The organism is Flavobacterium panici (assembly GCF_024499525.1).
GTDB lineage: Bacteria > Bacteroidota > Bacteroidia > Flavobacteriales > Flavobacteriaceae > Flavobacterium > Flavobacterium panici.
Window position 1 is genome coordinate 3,695,810 of sequence record NZ_CP100437.1, and the last position, 19,578, is coordinate 3,715,387.

Consider the following 19,578-nt stretch of genomic DNA (forward strand, 5'->3'; position numbering starts at 1 on the left):
ATTATGTCTACAATAGAGCAATCTGCAAAAGGAAAAAAAGACGGAGATATCAGATATTTAACGCCTTTAAACATTGAAACTAACAAAACTAAAAAGTATTGCCGTTTCAAAAAATCAGGAATCAAATACATCGATTATAAAGATGCTGATTTCTTATTGAAATTCGTAAATGAGCAAGGAAAAATTCTTCCTCGTCGTTTAACTGGAACTTCATTAAAATACCAAAGAAAAGTTTCTGTAGCTGTAAAAAGAGCTCGTCACTTAGCTTTAATGCCATACGTGGCCGATTTATTAAAATAATTAAAAACTCTAGTCGCTGGTTTCTGTTCAGCAGAACCTAACTTCTAAAATATAAGGACAACAACATGGAACTTATTTTAAAACAAGACGTACAAAACTTAGGATTTAAAGATGATGTAGTATCTGTAAAACCTGGTTACGGTCGTAACTATTTAATTCCTCAAGGTTTTGCTGCATTAGCAACTCCTTCTGCTAAAAAAGTTTTAGCTGAAAACCTAAAACAAAGAGCACATAAAGAAGCTAAAGTTGTTGCTGATGCTAAAGCATTAGCTGAAACTTTAAAAGCTCTTGAAATTAAACTTACTGCAAAAGCTGGTGGAGAGAAACTTTTTGGTTCTATCACAAACATCGACATTGCTGAAGCTTTAGAGAAATCAGGTAATGCTATTGATAGAAAATTCATCACTAGTGGTATCGTAAAACGTACAGGAAAATATACAGCTAGCATCCGTTTACACAGAGATGTTATCGTTGAATTACCATACGAGATTATTGCTGAAAAATAACATTTTGTTAACTTCTTGTTAATAAAATATAAAAACCACTCTTAGGAGTGGTTTTTTTTTGCCTAATTTTGAGGGAATTAACTCACTCAAAACCAGGAAAATGAAAAAACTATTTGCATTAATGTTATGTGTTTTGGCGTTCACAGCAGCTACAGGACAGACTACAACGTCGAGTATAAAAGGTATTGTAAAGAGTTCAGGTAATGAACTATTACCGGGAGCTGGTATCTTAGCAGTTCATACTCCAACTGGAACTAAATATTCTGCCGTTTCCAATGAAGATGGAAGGTTTAATATTTTGAATATGAGAATTGGCGGACCTTACAAGATTTTGGTAACTTTTGTTGGATATCAAAGTCAGGAATATAATGACATATATCTGGATTTAGGAAAGCCATTTAATATAGATGTACTTCTGGCTGACGAAAGTCAGACTCTTGAAGAAGTTAAAGTTACCTCAAAAGATAAAGTTTTTAAAAGCGGAAAAACCGATGCAGAAACGACAATTGGAAGGAGAGAGCTAACAGCTCTGCCAACAATTTCAAGATCGGCGGAAGATTTTACCCGTTTGGAGCCAACAGCAAGCGGCGGATCTTTTGGTGGTAGAAATGATCAATATAATAATTACTCTTTAAACGGAGCAGTTTTTAATAACCCTTTCGGACTTGACGCTGCTACTCCCGGAGGACAAACAGGTGCTCAGCCAATTTCCTTAGATGCAATTGAACAGATTCAGGTTGCTACAGCTCCTTATGATGTAACATTGTCTGGTTTTACCGGGGCTTCTGTAAATGCGGTTACTAAATCGGGAACGAATGAAATTCACGGAACTGCTTATGCTTTTTACAGAAATCAGGATTTAACGGGGAGTAAAATTAAAGGAGAAAAAATATTTGTACCTTCATTAGAGCAGACTCAGGCAGGATTTAGTTTAGGTGCCCCAATTATTAAAGATAAATTATTCATTTTTGGGAATTTTGAAATTGATAAACGAAGTGATTTGGGTTCTAATTTTGTAGCCAATAATAATGACGGCGTTACGGGAATTAATGAATCAAGAGTTTTAGAATCTGATTTAATTGCAGTTTCTGATGCTTTGGCAAAATTAGGTTATAATACAGGTGCTTATCAGGGATTTAAACATGAATCAAATTCAAGCAAAGGGATTATAAAACTAGATTGGAATATTAATGATAATCATAAATTAGCGGTTATTTATAATTTTCTTGATGCTTCAAAAGATAAACCAGCTCACCCAACAGCTTTAGGTTTTAGAGGGCCAAATGCTTCTATATTACAATTTCGAAATTCAGGATATCAAATCAATAATAAACTGAGTTCTTTTTTAGTAGAGCTGAATTCTAAATTCAGCGAATCGGTATCGAACAAACTGCAGGCAGGTTATACTCATTTTAATGATTACAGAGATCCTTTTTCTGTTCCGGCGCCTGTTATAAATATTCAGGATGGGGCAGGATCGAATTATATTATTGCAGGTCATGAACCATTTTCTATCAATAATACTTTAGATCAAAAAGTAATTCAAATTACTGATAATCTAACTTATACAGTTGGTAAACACGCTTTTACTTTTGGAACTTCTTTTGAAAAATTCGCTTTTAAAAATTCTTTCAATTTAGCGGGTTATGATAATTTCGGAAATCCAAATGGTTATGCAGGAACATTCTTTACACCTTATTTCACAGTTCAGGATTTCTTGACCGATGCGGCAAAACCATATGCTACAAGTATTATTGCGCAAAATCTTCAGTATGCGCAAGATATCTATAATTCAAAAAGTAACTTTGATGTAGGCAGCGACGGCGGTTGGAAACTGGCAGAGTTAAACGTAGGGCAGTGGGCGCTTTATGCTCAGGATGATATTAGTGTAAGCGATGATTTTAAATTGTCTTTAGGTTTAAGAATTGATAAACCATTATACTTTAATACTGCAGATTTGATTCAAAAATATATAGATACTGATAACGGAGGAGCAGGAAGAGATAATAGTATAGATTATTATAATCCGCAGACAGGCCAAGCGGTTAAATTGATTTCGACTGATTTGCCTAGCGACAGGATTTTATGGTCGCCTCGTATTGGTTTTAACTGGGATGTAAAAGGAAATGCAACTTCGCAGCTTAGAGGAGGATCTGGAATTTTTACAGGAAGAATCCCGTTTGTTTGGTTAGGAAATCAGGTAAGTGGTGCGGATGACAGCTTTTTTCAAATTATGGATCCGGATTATAAATGGCCGCAAGTTTGGAGAACAAGTTTAGGTTACGATCATAGATTTGAAAGCAATTATATTGTAACGTTGGATTTATCGCTTAATAAAGATATTAATGCGGTGCATGTGCAGAACTGGGGATTAAAACCTCCAACGGGAGTATTGGCTGGTGTAGATAACAGGCCGATTTATGTGGCTGCAGATCATGGCGCGAATAACGCATATGTAATGACAAATTCTGATAAAGGAAGTGCTTTTAATGCTTCTGTTAAAGTGCAGAAAACATTTGTAAACGGATTATATGCTAGTGTTGCTTATAATTATATGAAATCAAAAGATGTTAACTCTATTGAAGCAGAAATTACCGGAGATGCTTTTTCTTTTAATCCGGCTTTAGGAAATGTAAATAATGATGTGCTTTCGAATTCTAAATATGGCGATAACCATCGTTTTATTGGCGTAGCTTCAAAAAAATGGAAATACGGAAAGGATAAATGGGCGACTACAGTTTCTGCATTTTTTGAATATGCTCAGGGCGGACGTTTTAATTATACGTATGGAGGGGATATTAACGGAGACGGTTCTACTGTAAATGATTTGATTTATATTCCAACAACGGCAGAAATTGGTCAAATGACTTTTAGCGGGCCTGGTCAGGGTGAGGCTTTTGATAAATTTATTTCGCAGGATAAGTATATGAAAGATAGAAGAGGACAGTATGCAGAGCGTTATGGCGCTATATCGCCTTGGAGAGGACGTTGTGATATTAAGTTATTACAGGATTATAATTTTAAATATTCATCAGCATCTGAAAAAACAAACACGATTCAGTTTAGTATTGATATTTTGAATTTTGGAAATTTATTAAATTCTGATTGGGGCGTTGTTCAGGTACCAACTAGTGTTCAGCCTATTGGGGTGACTGTTGTTGGAAATACACCAACTTATACCTTTAATAATACGCAGACCAAAACATTTAGTTATGATGCTAGTTTAACCTCAAGATGGCAGGCTCAATTTGGTGTTAGATACATTTTTTAGTAATGACAAAAAAAGTTATAAATTTGCCCTCGCATTTGTGAGGGCTTTTTTTTATGACTAAAAGTTCTTTTTAAAGCGTTTAAACAATAAATAATAGATGAAGTACGCAAGATTAACAAAAGAGCAGTTTGATGAATTGCATGCAGAATTTGCAAGTTTTTTAGCAACTCAGGCAATAGATAAAGCAGAGTGGGATTCTCTTAAAATAAATAAACCGGAAGTAGCAGAGCAGGAACTGGATGTTTTTTCAGATTTAATTTGGGAAGGTGTTTTGGGCAGGGCAGAATTTTTAGAGCATTTTTCAAAAAATCATATCTTTTTGTTTCATTGTTTTGATACTTATGTGCAATCAATAGTTTTGAAGTCATTAATTCCGGAAACTGATTTTTTGAGTAAAGAAGGTTTGCAATGGCTTAGTGATAATATGTTTACGGATAATATCGAAATGAAAGTGGGGAAAAAGGTCTTTACTGAGGATAGAAATTCTTCTATTTTTGAATTGATCAAACAGGGCGCTTTTTTAAGTGACGGACAATTATTTACTCAAATTAATACAATTTTAGAATCTTAGGCCGTAATAAGTTCATTTTCAAAATATTATAAAAGGATAAGCAATTGTGTTAATTGTTTATCCTTTTTTTAATTTTTTAACTATTGTTTAGACTTTTGTGTTTTCTGATACCCGTATTTTTACGCGGTTTTGTAATAATAATTAAAATTTTAAGATTTTATTTAATTTAGGTAAATTTTAGACCATTACATACTTAAAATTGTTAAATATCAATCGATTGCGTAATTTTTATTGTAATTTTAAACTTACAAATATTAATTTTAACACAAAAACGTTAATATTTTTAAGCCTTGAAAAATGGGATGTTTATCTATTAAAAACTCCGTATTTTCTTATATTAACAAAGATTAGCTAATTTTTAATTTTCACTTCTCGTCAAAAAAATAAGAATTTTATACTTGTTTTATTCTTTTGTTTTTTTTAATTTTAGAATACAAAAGTTAAACAAAATGTTTTTTAGGTTTTCTTCAATAAAAATCAAGAAAAATTTATCTGTTGAACTTTTAAGATCAAAATATACTATGTAATAATTATAATCGAATCGGCTTTATAATAATAACTTTAATCGCCCTGCTTATGGAACTGACATTTACTTTCTTTATTATTGAGTTTGCATTAGGTCTTCATATTATTTTAGCTTTATATTTTATTATTCTGAAGAAAAACAAACTTCTTCACTCTTTTGATTATCCTTCTTTGGTTACAAACTTTTTTCAAAAGTTTTTAATATTCAATTCTAAATATTTAAAGTGTTGTCTGCATTGCGTAGACGATCATGTTGTCTGTTAAATTTTGTTTTAATGGACAAATCTTTAATGTCTAATTAATTCAATTTAGATTTTGATTTTAGAGAAGTCAAAATCATAGAAAGAGTAATCAACTTTCTATTTGAAATCGATTAAATATTATTGAATTAAAATTCTCCCCCCCCCTACACTTTAAATTTTCTTTTATGAAAATTAATTTTAAACAAATCACTTCATTTGGAAGATTGGTGTATATCAATATTTCCCAAAAGTTTCGAGATTTTTTTTATTTGAAGAAAATAAAAAGACCTCAATTGTATACTTCGGTATACTAGACACAACGTAATTTTTTTATTGAAAATTTAAACTATAGTCTTTATGTGCTAAGGATTTGTTTTAGAGTTTAACTAATTGATTTTTAATGTTTTTTTTAATTGCCTAAGCATACGTGCTTATGGCAGCAGGTATTTTATTGTCCATTTTCTAATCTTCCAAATTATGAAAAAAAAATTTACTTTTTGTAGTCTCAACTTTCAGAAGAGATTATTCGGACTATTATTTTTATTCCTATTATGCACGAATTCATTTGCGCAGACTATTTGCAGACCTACGTCTCAAACAAATAGTCAGGGCGGATTATTGTGTGTAGGATTAAATGTTGATAGTCCGGCCAACGCTTATGACAGCGCGGGCTTAACGACTTTTGCAACCCTGACAAATGCTGTTGGAGTAGGCTGTTTCGTCGAAGAAACACTGACTTTGAACCAGACAGCAAGAGCAGGAGATCAAATTGCAATTTATTTTGGTACAGGAAATGGTTTGCTGGATGTTGGATTGCTATCTAATGCATCTCTTCAAACTAAATTGTCTGGCGTAAATGTAGGTTCAAGTGTGGCTTTAAATAGTCCGCTCCTGAACTTAAATTTGCTTTCAGGAAATACTGTAGCAGTTGCAAAGTACACTTTAACAGGTGATGCAAATCAGGTTCAAATTCAGGTTGGCGGACTTTTAAGTCTTTTAGTCAGCTTACGAATTTATGATGTCCGATTAGAATTTGCACAGCCAACAGTTGCCGGCGGTTTAACGCAAACGGTTTGCGCCGGAGCTACACCAACCCTTACAGCAACTCCTGCTGCAGGAACTACACTTGCATGGTATAGCTCAGCAGCGTCGACAACACCATTAATTACAGGAAATAGTTTTACAACTCCTGCATTAAATGCTAATACTACTTATTATATTGGTATTTCCCGAGCTGCCGGATGCGAAGGTAATGTTCGGGTACCGGTTGTTCTTAATGTTTCTAATCCAGTTGCACCAGCGGTTAACAACACTGGAACTGCTATTTGTTCTACAGGAGCAACACAGCAGACAACTTTAACACTTTTAAATCCTATTCCCGGAACAACATACTCCTGGTATTCTGTTTCAAGTGGAGGAGTAGCATTAGCAACCGGAACAACATATTCACCTACAGTACCTTTGGGTACTACAACTTTTTATGTAGAAGGTGCGATAGGAAGTTGTATAAGTCCTACACGAACTGCAGTCAATGTAGTTTCTACAGCAGTTCCGGCGACGCCAACTGTTTTAACACAAAGTGTTACGATTCAGTCAGGTCAAAATGCAACCTTAAACGCAACAACTTCTGAAGTAGGAGCGCAATTAAATTGGTATGATGTACCTACAGGGGGGACACCAGTTGCAACAAATACACCAACTTTTACTACACCTATTTTAACTGCAACAAAAACATATTATGTTGAAGCTCAAAGTCCAAACGGAAGTTGTGTTAGTGCAGTAAGAGTTCCAATAACCGTTACGGTTCAGCCTGCAGCTTTAGGCGGATGTCTTGAAGCAAGCAGCCAGCAGACTACTCAAAATGGTTTATGTTTATTGTGTAGTTCTACAAATCCAAATAATTCAGTAGATGGAAATCCTGCAACAGCAGCGAGACTTACCGTTCCAATTGGCTTAATTAATGGATGGGTGCAGCAGACATTACAATTTACTAATCCGGGTAAAACGGGTGACATCGTTGATGTTGAATTAGAATTACCAGGCGGATTAGCCGATCTTTCATTATTAGGGGCAGTTAGTCTGGCAACGTATAATGGAGCAACTTATAATAATGACAGAGTTTCAATTAACAATCCGTTAATTACTTTACAATTATTAAGCGGAGATCGTTTTAGAGCAAGCGTAGTTGCCGGAGCCAATTTTGATCGTGTAGAAATTCGATTAGGAGGTTTGGCAACAGTATTGACAAATTTAGATATTTATCAGGCAACTTACAGATATAAAGCTCCGGTTATAACAGGAAATACAACTATTTGCAGCGGACAGACAACAACGTTAACCGCGACTCTTGCAGTTGGTGAAACTGTTAATTGGTATAGCGCAGCGACTGGCGGAGCTTCATTAGCTTCTACAGCTGCATTTACAACTCCGGCTTTAACAACAGCAACAACTTATTATGTTGAAATAACAAGAAATGGCTGTGTTAATAGTGAAAGAAATCCGGTTCAGGTTTTAGTAAATAATCCTGTATTGCCGGTAATTGATGTTTCTCCATCAACAATATGCAGCGGAGGGACAACTACTTTAACGGTTCAGACTCCGGTGGCAGGTACTACTTATAATTGGTATGATGCTGCATCAGGAGGAAATTTGGTATTTACAGGAACTTCATTTACGACACCGGCTTTAACAGCAAATACAAATTATTATGTTGAAGCAGTTATTGGAAGTTGTTCAACACCAACACGTACGGCTGTAAATTTAACTGTAACTCCTTTACCAGCGGTGCCAACTTTTGCTTCTCAGGATGTTATTATACAATCTGGACAAACAGTTACGTTATCCGTTTCAAATCCGGTTGCGGGCGTTTTCTACAATTGGTATGATGTTGCAACAGGTGGTTTACCTATAGCTACTAATACGCAAACGTATACACCAAGTCCAGTTTTAACAGCAAATAAAAGCTATTATGTTGAGGCAGCAGATGTAGCAACAAATTGTGCAAACCCAGTAAGAGGAGTTATTAATGTAATTGTAATAAATACTATTAGTACTTGTTTGCAAGCCAACTCTCAGGCTATTGCAAGAGGAGGAGTAGTTTTAGGCTGTATTACATGTACATCAGCTAATGACGCAGCTTCTGTTGACGGCAACAATGCAACAGCAACTACACTTACAATTCCATTAGGATTATTGGATTATATACAGCAAACATTAACTTTTACATCTCCGGGTCAAGCAGGGGATATAATTGATGTTGAGTTAGGAATTCCAGTTGGTTTACTGGATATTAGTGCTCTTTCTAATATTAGTTTACAAAGTTTTAATGGAGTAACTCCTAATGCCGATCAGTCTAATATTAATAATCTTGTTAATGTTCAGCTTTTAGGTGGTAACCGTTTTAGAGCAAGCTTTGTTGCTGCCGGTCCATTTACAAGTGTACAAGTTCGATTAACAGGAATACTAAGTGCACTTGTATCTTTAGATATTTATGATGCTTCTTACAGATTTCCAAATGCAACAATTACAGGGGCTTCAGCACCAATTTGTTCAGGACAGACTGCTTCTTTAACAGCATCTTCAACAGGTACAGAAACCTTTACCTGGTATGATGCTCCAACAGGCGGAAATATTGTAGCGGTTAATCCAACTCTTCCATTAACTTCTACTACAACATATTATTTAGAAGGAACTCGTGGAGGAACTTGTATTAATAGTTTACGTCAGGCTGTTACAGTTACTGTACTGCCAATTCCTACAGATGCTGATGTTATCATTACAACTCCAGTTGAGGCGACTTGTGCCGGAGGTGCCGTTTTAACTCCAACATCATCAACAATTGCAGGAGCAGAGTTTAAATATTATACAGATCAAAATAAAACTCAGGAAATTATAACAGGAACTACTGTAGCAGCTCAACCGGGAGTAACATTTACTAAAGATGCTATAACAGGAGAACTTACTATAGCAGGTTTAAATGCTGCAGGAACACCTTATAATTATTTCGTATCCATTTTAAATGGCGGAACTTGTGAAAATGTAAACGGAACATTAAAACAAGTAACCGTTAACTTCCCTTCAACTACTGTTTTAACTGTAAATGCAACGTTAGCAGGTTGTGGAAGTGCCAATTTAGGAGATGCGATAACTAATTTTGATTCCACAGGAAATACAACTTATACTTTTTATGATCCATCAAATAATGTAATAACTGCAGATGCTGCGGCTAATATTACATTAAGTGGTGTTTATTCAATTTTAGCTCAGGGTAATGGCGTTACTTGTCCTTCGGTACAGCAATCTGTAACTGTGACAATAAATGCATTACCGAGTTTGGTTGTAACAAACCCATCAGAATCAGTAAATATAGGTTCAAATGTTACCTTAACAGCGACATCAACCGGAACAATTTCATGGTTTGATCCGCAAGGAAATGCTTTAACAGGACCAACATTTACTACCGGAGTTTTAAATACACCGGGAGTTTATACTTATACAGTTGTTGTCAGCGATGGAATTTGTTCCAGAACTGCAACCAAAGTAATTAACGTAATTGATCTTAGTAACTGTCAATCTTTAACAGAAAGAGTTTATGCAACTGCACAAACAATGGGATCAATAGTTACGGGAACGGTTACTGACGGAGCAAATGCAGTCGACGGTAATCCGCAGACATTCTCTACAATTACTACAGGTTTAGGACTTTTAGGAGTGGGTACAACCTGGCAAAATTTAACTTGGCCGGCGCCAATTGCAAAAGGAACACCAGTAACTATTAAATTGGGTTCTGAATTAAGTTTATTAGCAGTAGGTCAAAATTTATCAGTAATTGGAACAATTGGAGGAGTTGATATTGGAACAATGCAGTCTGTATCAGGTTCTTTATTGAATTTAATTTCTGGAGATAACACTTATGAATTTACTTTTGTTCCTTCAGATGCTTCGGGTCCGCAGGATTATGACGGAATACGTATTCAGTCAGCTTCACTATTAAGTGCAGCCCAAAATACAAAAGTATTCGACGCACATTATAACAGATCAGTTTCAAGTGTAGCTTGTACGCCTGGAGATATCCGCGATATTTTTTACGGCGCAGCTGATTTAGGAATTGGAGCTGTCACAACTGCAGTAGGAGTAAACGATGCATGGAATATTGCAGACAATGACATTACAACTTTTGCAACAATGTATAGCGGATTAGGAGTTTTGGCTGCTGCCGATTTAACGGTTGAATTCAAAACACCATCTGTTGTAAGTGATACACTAAGAATTGTGATCTCAAAACCGGGAGCACTTTTAGATGTTAATTTATTGACAGGATTTACTATTCAGCGTTATTTAGGAAGTGTTGCCGTTGGGGCACCAATTCAAAATACAAGTACATTATTGAGCTTAAGATTATTGCCAGGAAATTCAATGGCAGTAGCACTGGTTACTTCACCAACAGAAGTTTACGATAGAGTAAGAATTCGTTTGGGAGGAGTTGCAGGAGTATTAGATTTCTTAAGAGTTCATACAGTAGAAAGAGTTGCAAACACAACCGTAATAGGTGCCGATCCGGATAATAAAATAACGGTCTGCCCGGGAACAGATATAACGCTTCAAATACCCGAAGAAGCCTGTTCAACTTATATTTGGTATGATGCACCAACAGGAGGAACTGCACTTGCTACAGGAATTACTTATACAGTACCGGCAAGTTTAACAGCAGGAATCTACAAATACTACGTTCAGCCAGTACGTTATGGCTGTGAAACTTTTGCAAGAGGCGAAGTAACAGTTGAAATCAAAGCTTCTGCTCCGGTAAATGCATTAACAAATATTACTTTAAATGGAGGAACAACAACTTCAATTTGTTCTCCTTCAGGAACGGTAACTTTAGCAACAAGTTTAAGCGGAACACCAGTTGTAACAAATCCTGTTTATTACTGGTATAGCTTTAACGGAACTACCGCTCAGTTGATTCCTGGAGAAACAACTGCACAGTTAATCGTTAACGGATTAGCTCCGGGAACTTATACCTATTATGTAGGAGTTAGCGGAGATCAATTTTGTGAAACTGCAGTTGCAGACAGAAAACAAATTACATTCACAATTCTGCCTCCTTCAACTGTAAATGATATTTTAGTTGATGATTTAACAGTTTGTCACAGTGTGCCGGCATCATTAACTCCAACTGCACCAACATTAACAAATCCGGTATTTACCTGGTATTTAGATGCAGCCAGAACACAGCCTATAACAAATGGTTCAGTTATAGCAGGAGTTACTTATACAATCAATGCAGCAGGTGTTTTAACAGCTGTAGGATTAACAAAAGCAATGAGTCCAATTACTTATCACGTGGCAGTTGCCAGCGATAATACTTGTGAAAATCTTGCAGGAACATTACAAGATGCCGTAATTATTATAAGTGATCCAAATACACCGACAACTACAGATGCAACACAAGATTTCTGTTTAGTTGATGCACCAACAATTGCAAGTATTCAGGTAAATGAATCAAATGTAGTTTGGTATAATGTTTCAACAGGAGGAACAGCGATTCCATCTACAACAGCAATAACAACAGGAACTTATTATGCGGCGGCAACAGACGCTATTACAGGTTGCGAAAGCAGTGTTAGATTAGCAGTTGCAGTAAGTGTAACTGATCCAGGAACACCAACTACTACAGATGCGACACAAGATTTATGTTTAGTTGATGCGCCAACCGTTGCAAATATTCAGGTTAATACACCAGCTGTAGGCACAATAGTTTGGTACACAGCTGCAACAGGCGGAACAGCGATTCCAACTACAACAGCATTAGTAACAGGAACATATTACGCTTCAATCTTAAATGCAACAACAAACTGCGAAAGCAATGTAAGATTAGCAATTGCAGTAAGTGTAACAGATCCGGGAACACCAACCACAACAGATGCAACACAAGACTTCTGTTTAGTTGATGCGCCAACCGTTGCCGACATTCAGGTTAACACACCAGCGGTAGGAACAATAGTTTGGTATACAGCTGCGACCGGCGGAACAGCGGTTCCAACTACAACAGCTTTAGTAACAGGAAACTATTATGCTTCAATTTTAAATCCAACAACAAACTGCGAAAGCAATGTTAGATTAGCAATTGCAGTAAGCGTAACTGATCCTGGAACACCAACAACTACAGATGCAACACAAGATTTCTGTTTAATTGATGCGCCAACCGTTGCCGACATTCAGGTTAACACACCAGCGGTAGGAACAATAGTTTGGTATACAGCTGCGACCGGCGGAACAGCGGTTCCAACTACAACAGCTTTAGTAACAGGAAACTATTATGCTTCAATTTTAAATCCAACAACAAACTGCGAAAGCAATGTTAGATTAGCAATTGCAGTAAGCGTAACTGATCCTGGAACACCAACAACTACAGATGCAACACAAGATTTCTGTTTAATTGATGCGTCAACCGTTGCCGACATTCAGGTGAATACACCAGCAGTGGGAACAATAGTTTGGTATACAGCTGCGACCGGCGGAACAGCAGTTCCAGCTACAACAGCTTTAACAACAGGAAATTATTACGCTTCAATTCTAAATCCGACAACAAACTGTGAAAGCAATGTTAGATTAGCAATTGCAGTAAGTGTAACCGATCCGGGAACACCAACCACAACAGATGCAACACAAGACTTCTGTTTAGTTGATGCGCCAACCGTTGCAAATATTCAGGTTAATACACCAGCTGTAGGCACAATAGTTTGGTACACAGCTGCTACAGGCGGAACAGCAGTTCCAGCTACAACAGCATTAGTAACAGGAACATATTACGCTTCAATCTTAAATGCAACAACAAACTGTGAAAGCAATGTTAGATTAGCAATTGCAGTAAGCGTAACTGATCCGGGAACTCCAACCACAACAGATGCAACACAAGATTTCTGTTTAATTGATGCGCCAACCGTTGCCGATATTCAGATAAATACACCGGCAGTAGGCACAATAGTTTGGTACACAGCTGCTACAGGCGGAACAGCGATTCCAACTACAACAGCATTAGTAACAGGAACATATTACGCTTCAATCTTAAATGCAACAACAAACTGCGAAAGCAATGTAAGATTAGCAATTGCCGTAAGTGTAACCGATCCGGGAACACCGACAACGACAGATGCAACACAAGATTTCTGTTTAATTGATGCGCCAACCGTTGCCGACATTCAGGTGAATACACCAGCAGTGGGAACAATAGTTTGGTACACAGCTGCTATAGGCGGAACAGCGATTCCAAATACAACAGCTTTAGTGACAGGAACTTATTACGCTTCAATTCTAAATTCAACAACAAACTGCGAAAGCAATGTTAGATTGGCAGTTGCAGTAAGTGTGACTGATCCGGGAACACCAACGACAACAGATGCAACACAAGATTTCTGTTTAATTGATGCGCCAACCGTTGCTAACATTCAGGTGAATACGCCAGCCGTAGGAACAATAGTTTGGTACACAGCTGCCACAGGCGGAACAGCAGTTCCTATTACAACAGCTTTAGCAACAGGAAACTACTACGCTTCAATTCTAAATCCGACAACAAACTGCGAGAGCAATGTTAGATTAGCAGTTGCAGTAAGTGTAACTGATCCGGGAACACCAACTACTACAGATGCAACACAAGACTTCTGTTTAGTTGATGCACCAACTGTTGCCGACATTCAGGTTAACACACCAGCCGTTGGAACAATAGTTTGGTACACAGCTGCAACAGGCGGAACAGCGGTTCCATCAACAACAGCTTTAGTGACAGGAACATATTACGCTTCAATTCTAAATCCAACAACAAATTGTGAAAGCAATGTTAGATTAGCAGTTGCAGTAAGCGTAACTGATCCTGGAACTCCAACAACAACAGATGCAACACAAGATTTCTGTTTAATTGATGCTCCAACCGTTGCCGATATTCAGATAAATACACCGGCAGTAGGAACAATAGTTTGGTACACAGCTGCGACAGGCGGAACAGCAATTCCAACTACAACAGCATTAGTAACAGGAAATTATTACGCTTCAATTCTAAATCCAACAACAAACTGCGAAAGCAATGTTAGATTAGCGATTGCAGTAAGCGTAACTGATCCGGGAACACCAACCACAACAGATGCAACACAAGATTTCTGTTTAATTGATACTCCGACAGTTGCCGATATTCAGGTTAACACACCAGCAGTAGGAACAATAGTTTGGTACACAGCTGCAACAGGCGGAACAGCGATTCCAGCTACCACAGCATTAGTGACAGGAAACTATTATGCTTCGATTCTAAATCCAGCAACAAACTGCGAAAGTAATGTTAGATTAGCGATTGCAGTAAGCGTAACTGATCCGGGAACACCAACTACAACAGATGCGACACAAGACTTCTGTTTAATTGATGCGCCAACCGTTGCCGATATTCAGGTTAACACACCAGCAGTAGGAACAATAGTTTGGTACACAGCTGCAACAGGCGGAACAGCGATTCCAGCTACCACAGCATTAGTGACAGGAAACTATTATGCTTCGATTCTAAATCCAGCAACAAACTGCGAAAGTAATGTTAGATTAGCGATTGCAGTAAGCGTAACTGATCCGGGAACACCAACTACAACAGATGCGACACAAGACTTCTGTTTAATTGATGCGCCAACCGTTGCCAACATTCAGGTAAATACACCAGCAACAGGAACTATAGTTTGGTACACGACCGCCACAGGCGGAACAGCGATTCCAACTACAACAGCTTTAGCAACAGGAAACTATTACGCTTCGATTCTAAATCCAGCAACAAACTGCGAAAGTAATGTTAGATTAGCGATTGCAGTAAGCGTAACTGATCCGGGAACACCAACTACAACAGATGCGACACAAGATTTCTGTTTAGTTGATGCACCAACCGTTGCCGATATTCAGATAAATACACCGGCAGTAGGAACAATAGTTTGGTACACAGCTGCGACAGGCGGAACAGCGATTCCTACTACAACAGCATTGGTAACAGGAAACTACTACGCTTCGATTTTAAATCCAGCAACAAATTGTGAAAGCAATGTTAGATTAGCAGTTGCAGTAAGTGTAACTGACCCGGGAACTCCAACAACAACAGATGCAACTCAGGATTTCTGTTTAATTGATGCCCCAACAGTTGCAAATATTCAGGTAAACACCCCAGCGGCAGGAACCATAGTTTGGTATACAGCTGCAACAGGTGGAACAGCGATTCCTACTACAACAGCATTAGTAACAGGAAACTACTACGCTTCAATTTTAAATGCTACAACAAACTGCGAGAGCAATGTTAGATTAGCAGTTGCAGTAAGCGTGACTGATCCGGGAACACCAACGACAACAGATGCCACTCAGGATTTCTGTTTAATTGATGCACCAACCGTTGCTAATATTCAGGTAAATACACCAGCCGTTGGAACAATAGTTTGGTATACAGCTGCGACAGGCGGAACAGCGATTCCAACTACAACAGCTTTAGCAACAGGAAACTACTACGCTTCAATTTTAAATCCAACAACAAATTGTGAAAGCAATGTTAGATTAGCCATTGTAGTAAGCGTAACCGATCCTGGAACACCAACAACTACAGATGCAACACAGGATTTCTGTTTAGTTGACGCTCCGACAGTTGCCAATATTCAAGTTAATGAAACTAATATAGTTTGGTACACAGCTGCAACAGGTGGAACAGCAGTTCCAGCAACAACAGCATTAGTAACAGGAAACTACTATGCTTCAATACTAGATCCAGCAACTAATTGCGAAAGCAGTGTTAGATTAGCAGTTGCTGTAAGTGTAACAGATCCTGGAACACCAACAACTACAGATGCTACACAAGATTTCTGTTTAGTTGATGCACCAACAGTTGCTAATATTCAGGTAAACACACCAGCCGTTGGAACAATAGTTTGGTACACAGCTGCAACAGGCGGAACAGCGGTTCCATCAACAACAGCTTTAGTGACAGGAACATATTACGCTTCAATTCTAAATCCAACAACAAACTGCGAAAGCAATGTTAGATTAGCAGTTGCAGTAATTGTAACTGATCCGGGAACACCAACTACTACAGATGCAACACAAGACTTCTGTTTAGTTGATGCACCAACAGTTGCTAATATTCAGGTAAACACACCAGCGGTAGGCACAATAGTTTGGTATACAGATGCCACAGGTGGAACAGCAATCGCTTCTACGACAGCTTTGACTACAGGTACTTATTATGCATCAATTTTTAACGGAACAACAAATTGTGAAAGTGCGGTAAGATTAGCTGTTGCAGTAAGCGTGACTGATCCGGGAACACCAACGACAATAGATGCTACACAAGATTTCTGTCTAGTTAATGCACCAACTGTTGCTGATATCCAAGTAAACACACCAGCCGTTGGCACAATAGTTTGGTACACAGCTGCGACAGGCGGAACAGCAGTTCCGGCAACAACAGCATTAGTAACAGGAACTTATTACGCTTCAATTCTAAATCCAACAACAAACTGTGAAAGCAATGTTAGATTTGCCATTGCAGTAAGCGTGACCGATCCGGGAACACCAATCGCTACAGATGCTACACAAGATTTCTGTTTAGTTGACGCTCCGACAGTTGCTAATATTCAGGTAAACACACCAGCGGTAGGCACAATAGTTTGGTACACAGCTGCTACAGGCGGAACAGCGATTCCAGCAACAACAGCATTAGTAACAGGAAACTACTATGCTTCAATACTAGATCCAACAACTAATTGCGAAAGCAATGTTAGATTAGCAATTGCCGTAAGTGTAACAGATCCTGGAACACCAACTACTACAGATGCATCACAAGACTTCTGTTTAATTGATGCCCCAACAGTTGCAAATATTCAGGTAAATACACCAGCGGTAGGCACAATAGTTTGGTACACAGCTGCCACAGGCGGAACAGCAGTTCCAGCAACAACAGCTTTAGTAACAGGAACATATTACGCTTCAATTCTAAATCCAACAACAAACTGCGAAAGCAATGTTAGATTAGCAGTTGCAGTAATTGTAACTGATCCGGGAACACCAACTACTACAGATGCAACACAAGACTTCTGTTTAGTTAATGCACCAACTTTTGCTAATATTCAGGTAAATGAATCAAACATTGTTTGGTACAGTACAGCAACAGGTGGAACAGCAATTCCTGCTACAACTGCTTTGACAAATGGAACCTATTATGCAGCCATTTTAGATCCTGCAACAAATTGTCAAAGTGCAGTAAGATTAGCAATTGCAGTGACTGTAACAGATCCTGCTACACCAACAACTACAGATGCTACACAGACTTTCTGTTCTGGAAATGCACCAACAGTTGCTAATATTCAGGTAAATGAAACAAATGTAGTTTGGTATACAACTGCCACAGGCGGAACAGCAATTCCTGCAACAACAGCTTTGGCAACAGGTAATTATTACGGAGCAATTCAGGATCCGGTAACAGGATGTGAAAGCAGCGTGAGATTATTAGTTGCAGTTACAGTTGGAAATACAGTTAATCCAACAACGAACAACGCTGCGCAAAGCTTCTGTTCAACAGCTTCACCAACAATTGCAAACATTCAGGTAAACGAAAGCAATGTAACTTGGTTTAGCTCTGCAACTGGCGGAACAGCAATCCCAGCAACTACAGCCTTAACATCAGGTATTTACTATGGAAATATTGTAGATCCGGCAACAGGTTGTGAAAGCTCAACTCGTTTACAAGTTACAGTAACAGTAACAGATCCGAGCCCAACGCCAACTACAACAGATGCTACACAAGATTTCTGTTCAATAAATGCACCAACAGTTGCTAATATTCAGGTAAATGAAGCAAATGTGATTTGGTATACTTCTGCTACAGGCGGAACAGCAATTCCAGCCACAACAGCTTTAGCAACAGGAACATATTATGGAGCTGTAGCAAGTGCTATAAATTGTGAAAATCCAGCAAGATTAGCAGTTGCAGTAAATGTAAATACTCCGGGTATTATTACAACGCCAAATACAACACAAACGTTCTGTTTATCTAAATTGCCAACATTAGCCAATATTTTAGTTAATGAACCAAACGTTGTATTCTACGCTACTGCTACAGGCGGAACACCACTTCCGGCAGGAACATTACTAACAGCAGGTACGTATTACGCTGCCGCACTTAGTAACACAACAAACGGATGTGAAAGCGCGACAAGATTGGGTATTACAATTGCCTTTGAAAATGATGCTTTAGTACAGCTTACAACTACAGACGACACACCATGTGTTTTCCAAGGGGTAACCTATTCAATTGCAAATGGAAAATCAAATTATGTTTGGTCAGTTACAAACGGAACAATCACTTCTGGCGGAGGAACTGCAGACGGATCTGCAACAATCTCATGGTCAGATATTGGACCGGGAAGAGTTGAGGTTACTTACACAAATACTTGTGACGAAACCACAACAAAATTCCTAAACGTAACAGTAGCAACATGTTCTGATTTAACAATTACGAATGTGGTTGATAATCCAACGCCAAATTTTGGGGACAACGTAACATTTACGATAACAGTAAACAATGTTGGCGAAGGAAGTTTCATCAATACACTTGTTAGTGACTTATTACCAACAGGATATAATTTAGTTAGCTCTAATACATCAACAGGAACATTTAATCCGGCAACAGGACTTTGGACAATTCCAACACTTCCTGCAGGACAAAGTGTAACGTTAACAATAGTTGCAGAAGTACTTTCAAGCGGAAACTACTTAAATGTTGCTACTATCGAAAACTCAACTCCTTTAGATGTCGATGCAACAAACAATTCAGCTTCAGCTTCGGTTGAGCCAATTTGTTTAACAGTTTACAATGAGTTTACACCTAATAATGACGGAGCTAATGACTTGTTTAGAATTGATTGTATCGAAACATTCCCTAACAACGAGTTAAAAGTTTTTAACAGATATGGTGCATTAGTGTACAGCAAAGCACACTATGAGAACGATTGGGACGGAACTGCAAATGTATCCGGAGTAGTTAATAGAGGAGATATGCTGCCAACAGGTACTTATTTTTATGTGATTACCATTGGAGATGGAACGGTTAAAAAAGGATGGCTGTCAATAATGAGATAACATTCTATTAATCATCTAATTAAT

Annotated in this window: 5 protein-coding genes; all 5 read left to right on the forward strand. The window is 37.9% G+C overall.

The window, feature by feature from the left end; genetic code table 11:
- Positions 1-3 precede the first annotated feature (3 nt).
- The 5 genes from rpsR (at position 4) to NLJ00_RS15570 (ending at position 19,554) form a co-directional block, all read left to right on the forward strand.
- A complete protein-coding gene (gene rpsR / locus NLJ00_RS15550) occupies positions 4-300 on the forward strand; it encodes a 30S ribosomal protein S18 (RefSeq protein WP_002987043.1) in 297 nt (98 codons plus the stop codon).
- 65 nt (positions 301-365) lie between these two features.
- The gene (gene rplI, locus NLJ00_RS15555) at positions 366-806 is read left to right on the forward strand and encodes a 50S ribosomal protein L9 (RefSeq protein WP_180857685.1); all 441 of its coding nucleotides are present in this window, start codon (positions 366-368) and stop codon (positions 804-806) included.
- Between the two features lie 100 nt (positions 807-906).
- Positions 907-4,077, forward strand: coding sequence for a TonB-dependent receptor (locus NLJ00_RS15560; protein WP_256634468.1), 3,171 nt, complete (start codon positions 907-909; stop codon positions 4,075-4,077).
- A gap of 97 nt (positions 4,078-4,174) precedes the next feature.
- On the forward strand, positions 4,175-4,648 hold the full coding sequence (locus NLJ00_RS15565; protein ID WP_256634469.1) for a DUF6495 family protein: 474 nt from the start codon (positions 4,175-4,177) through the stop codon (positions 4,646-4,648).
- 1,244 nt (positions 4,649-5,892) lie between these two features.
- Complete coding sequence (locus NLJ00_RS15570) at positions 5,893-19,554, forward strand: Ig-like domain-containing protein (RefSeq protein WP_256634470.1); 13,662 nt, start codon at positions 5,893-5,895, stop codon at positions 19,552-19,554.
- The last annotated feature ends 24 nt before the right edge of the window (positions 19,555-19,578 follow it).

What these genes read in the sequence shown, in the direction of transcription:
- rpsR (WP_002987043.1), top strand. Translation starts at nt 4, where the DNA reads ATGTCTACAATAGAGCAATCTGCAAAAGGAAAAAAAGACGGAGATATC.
- rplI (WP_180857685.1), top strand. Translation starts at nt 366, where the DNA reads ATGGAACTTATTTTAAAACAAGACGTACAAAACTTAGGATTTAAAGAT.
- NLJ00_RS15560 (WP_256634468.1), top strand. Translation starts at nt 907, where the DNA reads ATGAAAAAACTATTTGCATTAATGTTATGTGTTTTGGCGTTCACAGCA.
- NLJ00_RS15565 (WP_256634469.1), top strand. Translation starts at nt 4,175, where the DNA reads ATGAAGTACGCAAGATTAACAAAAGAGCAGTTTGATGAATTGCATGCA.
- NLJ00_RS15570 (WP_256634470.1), top strand. Translation starts at nt 5,893, where the DNA reads ATGAAAAAAAAATTTACTTTTTGTAGTCTCAACTTTCAGAAGAGATTA.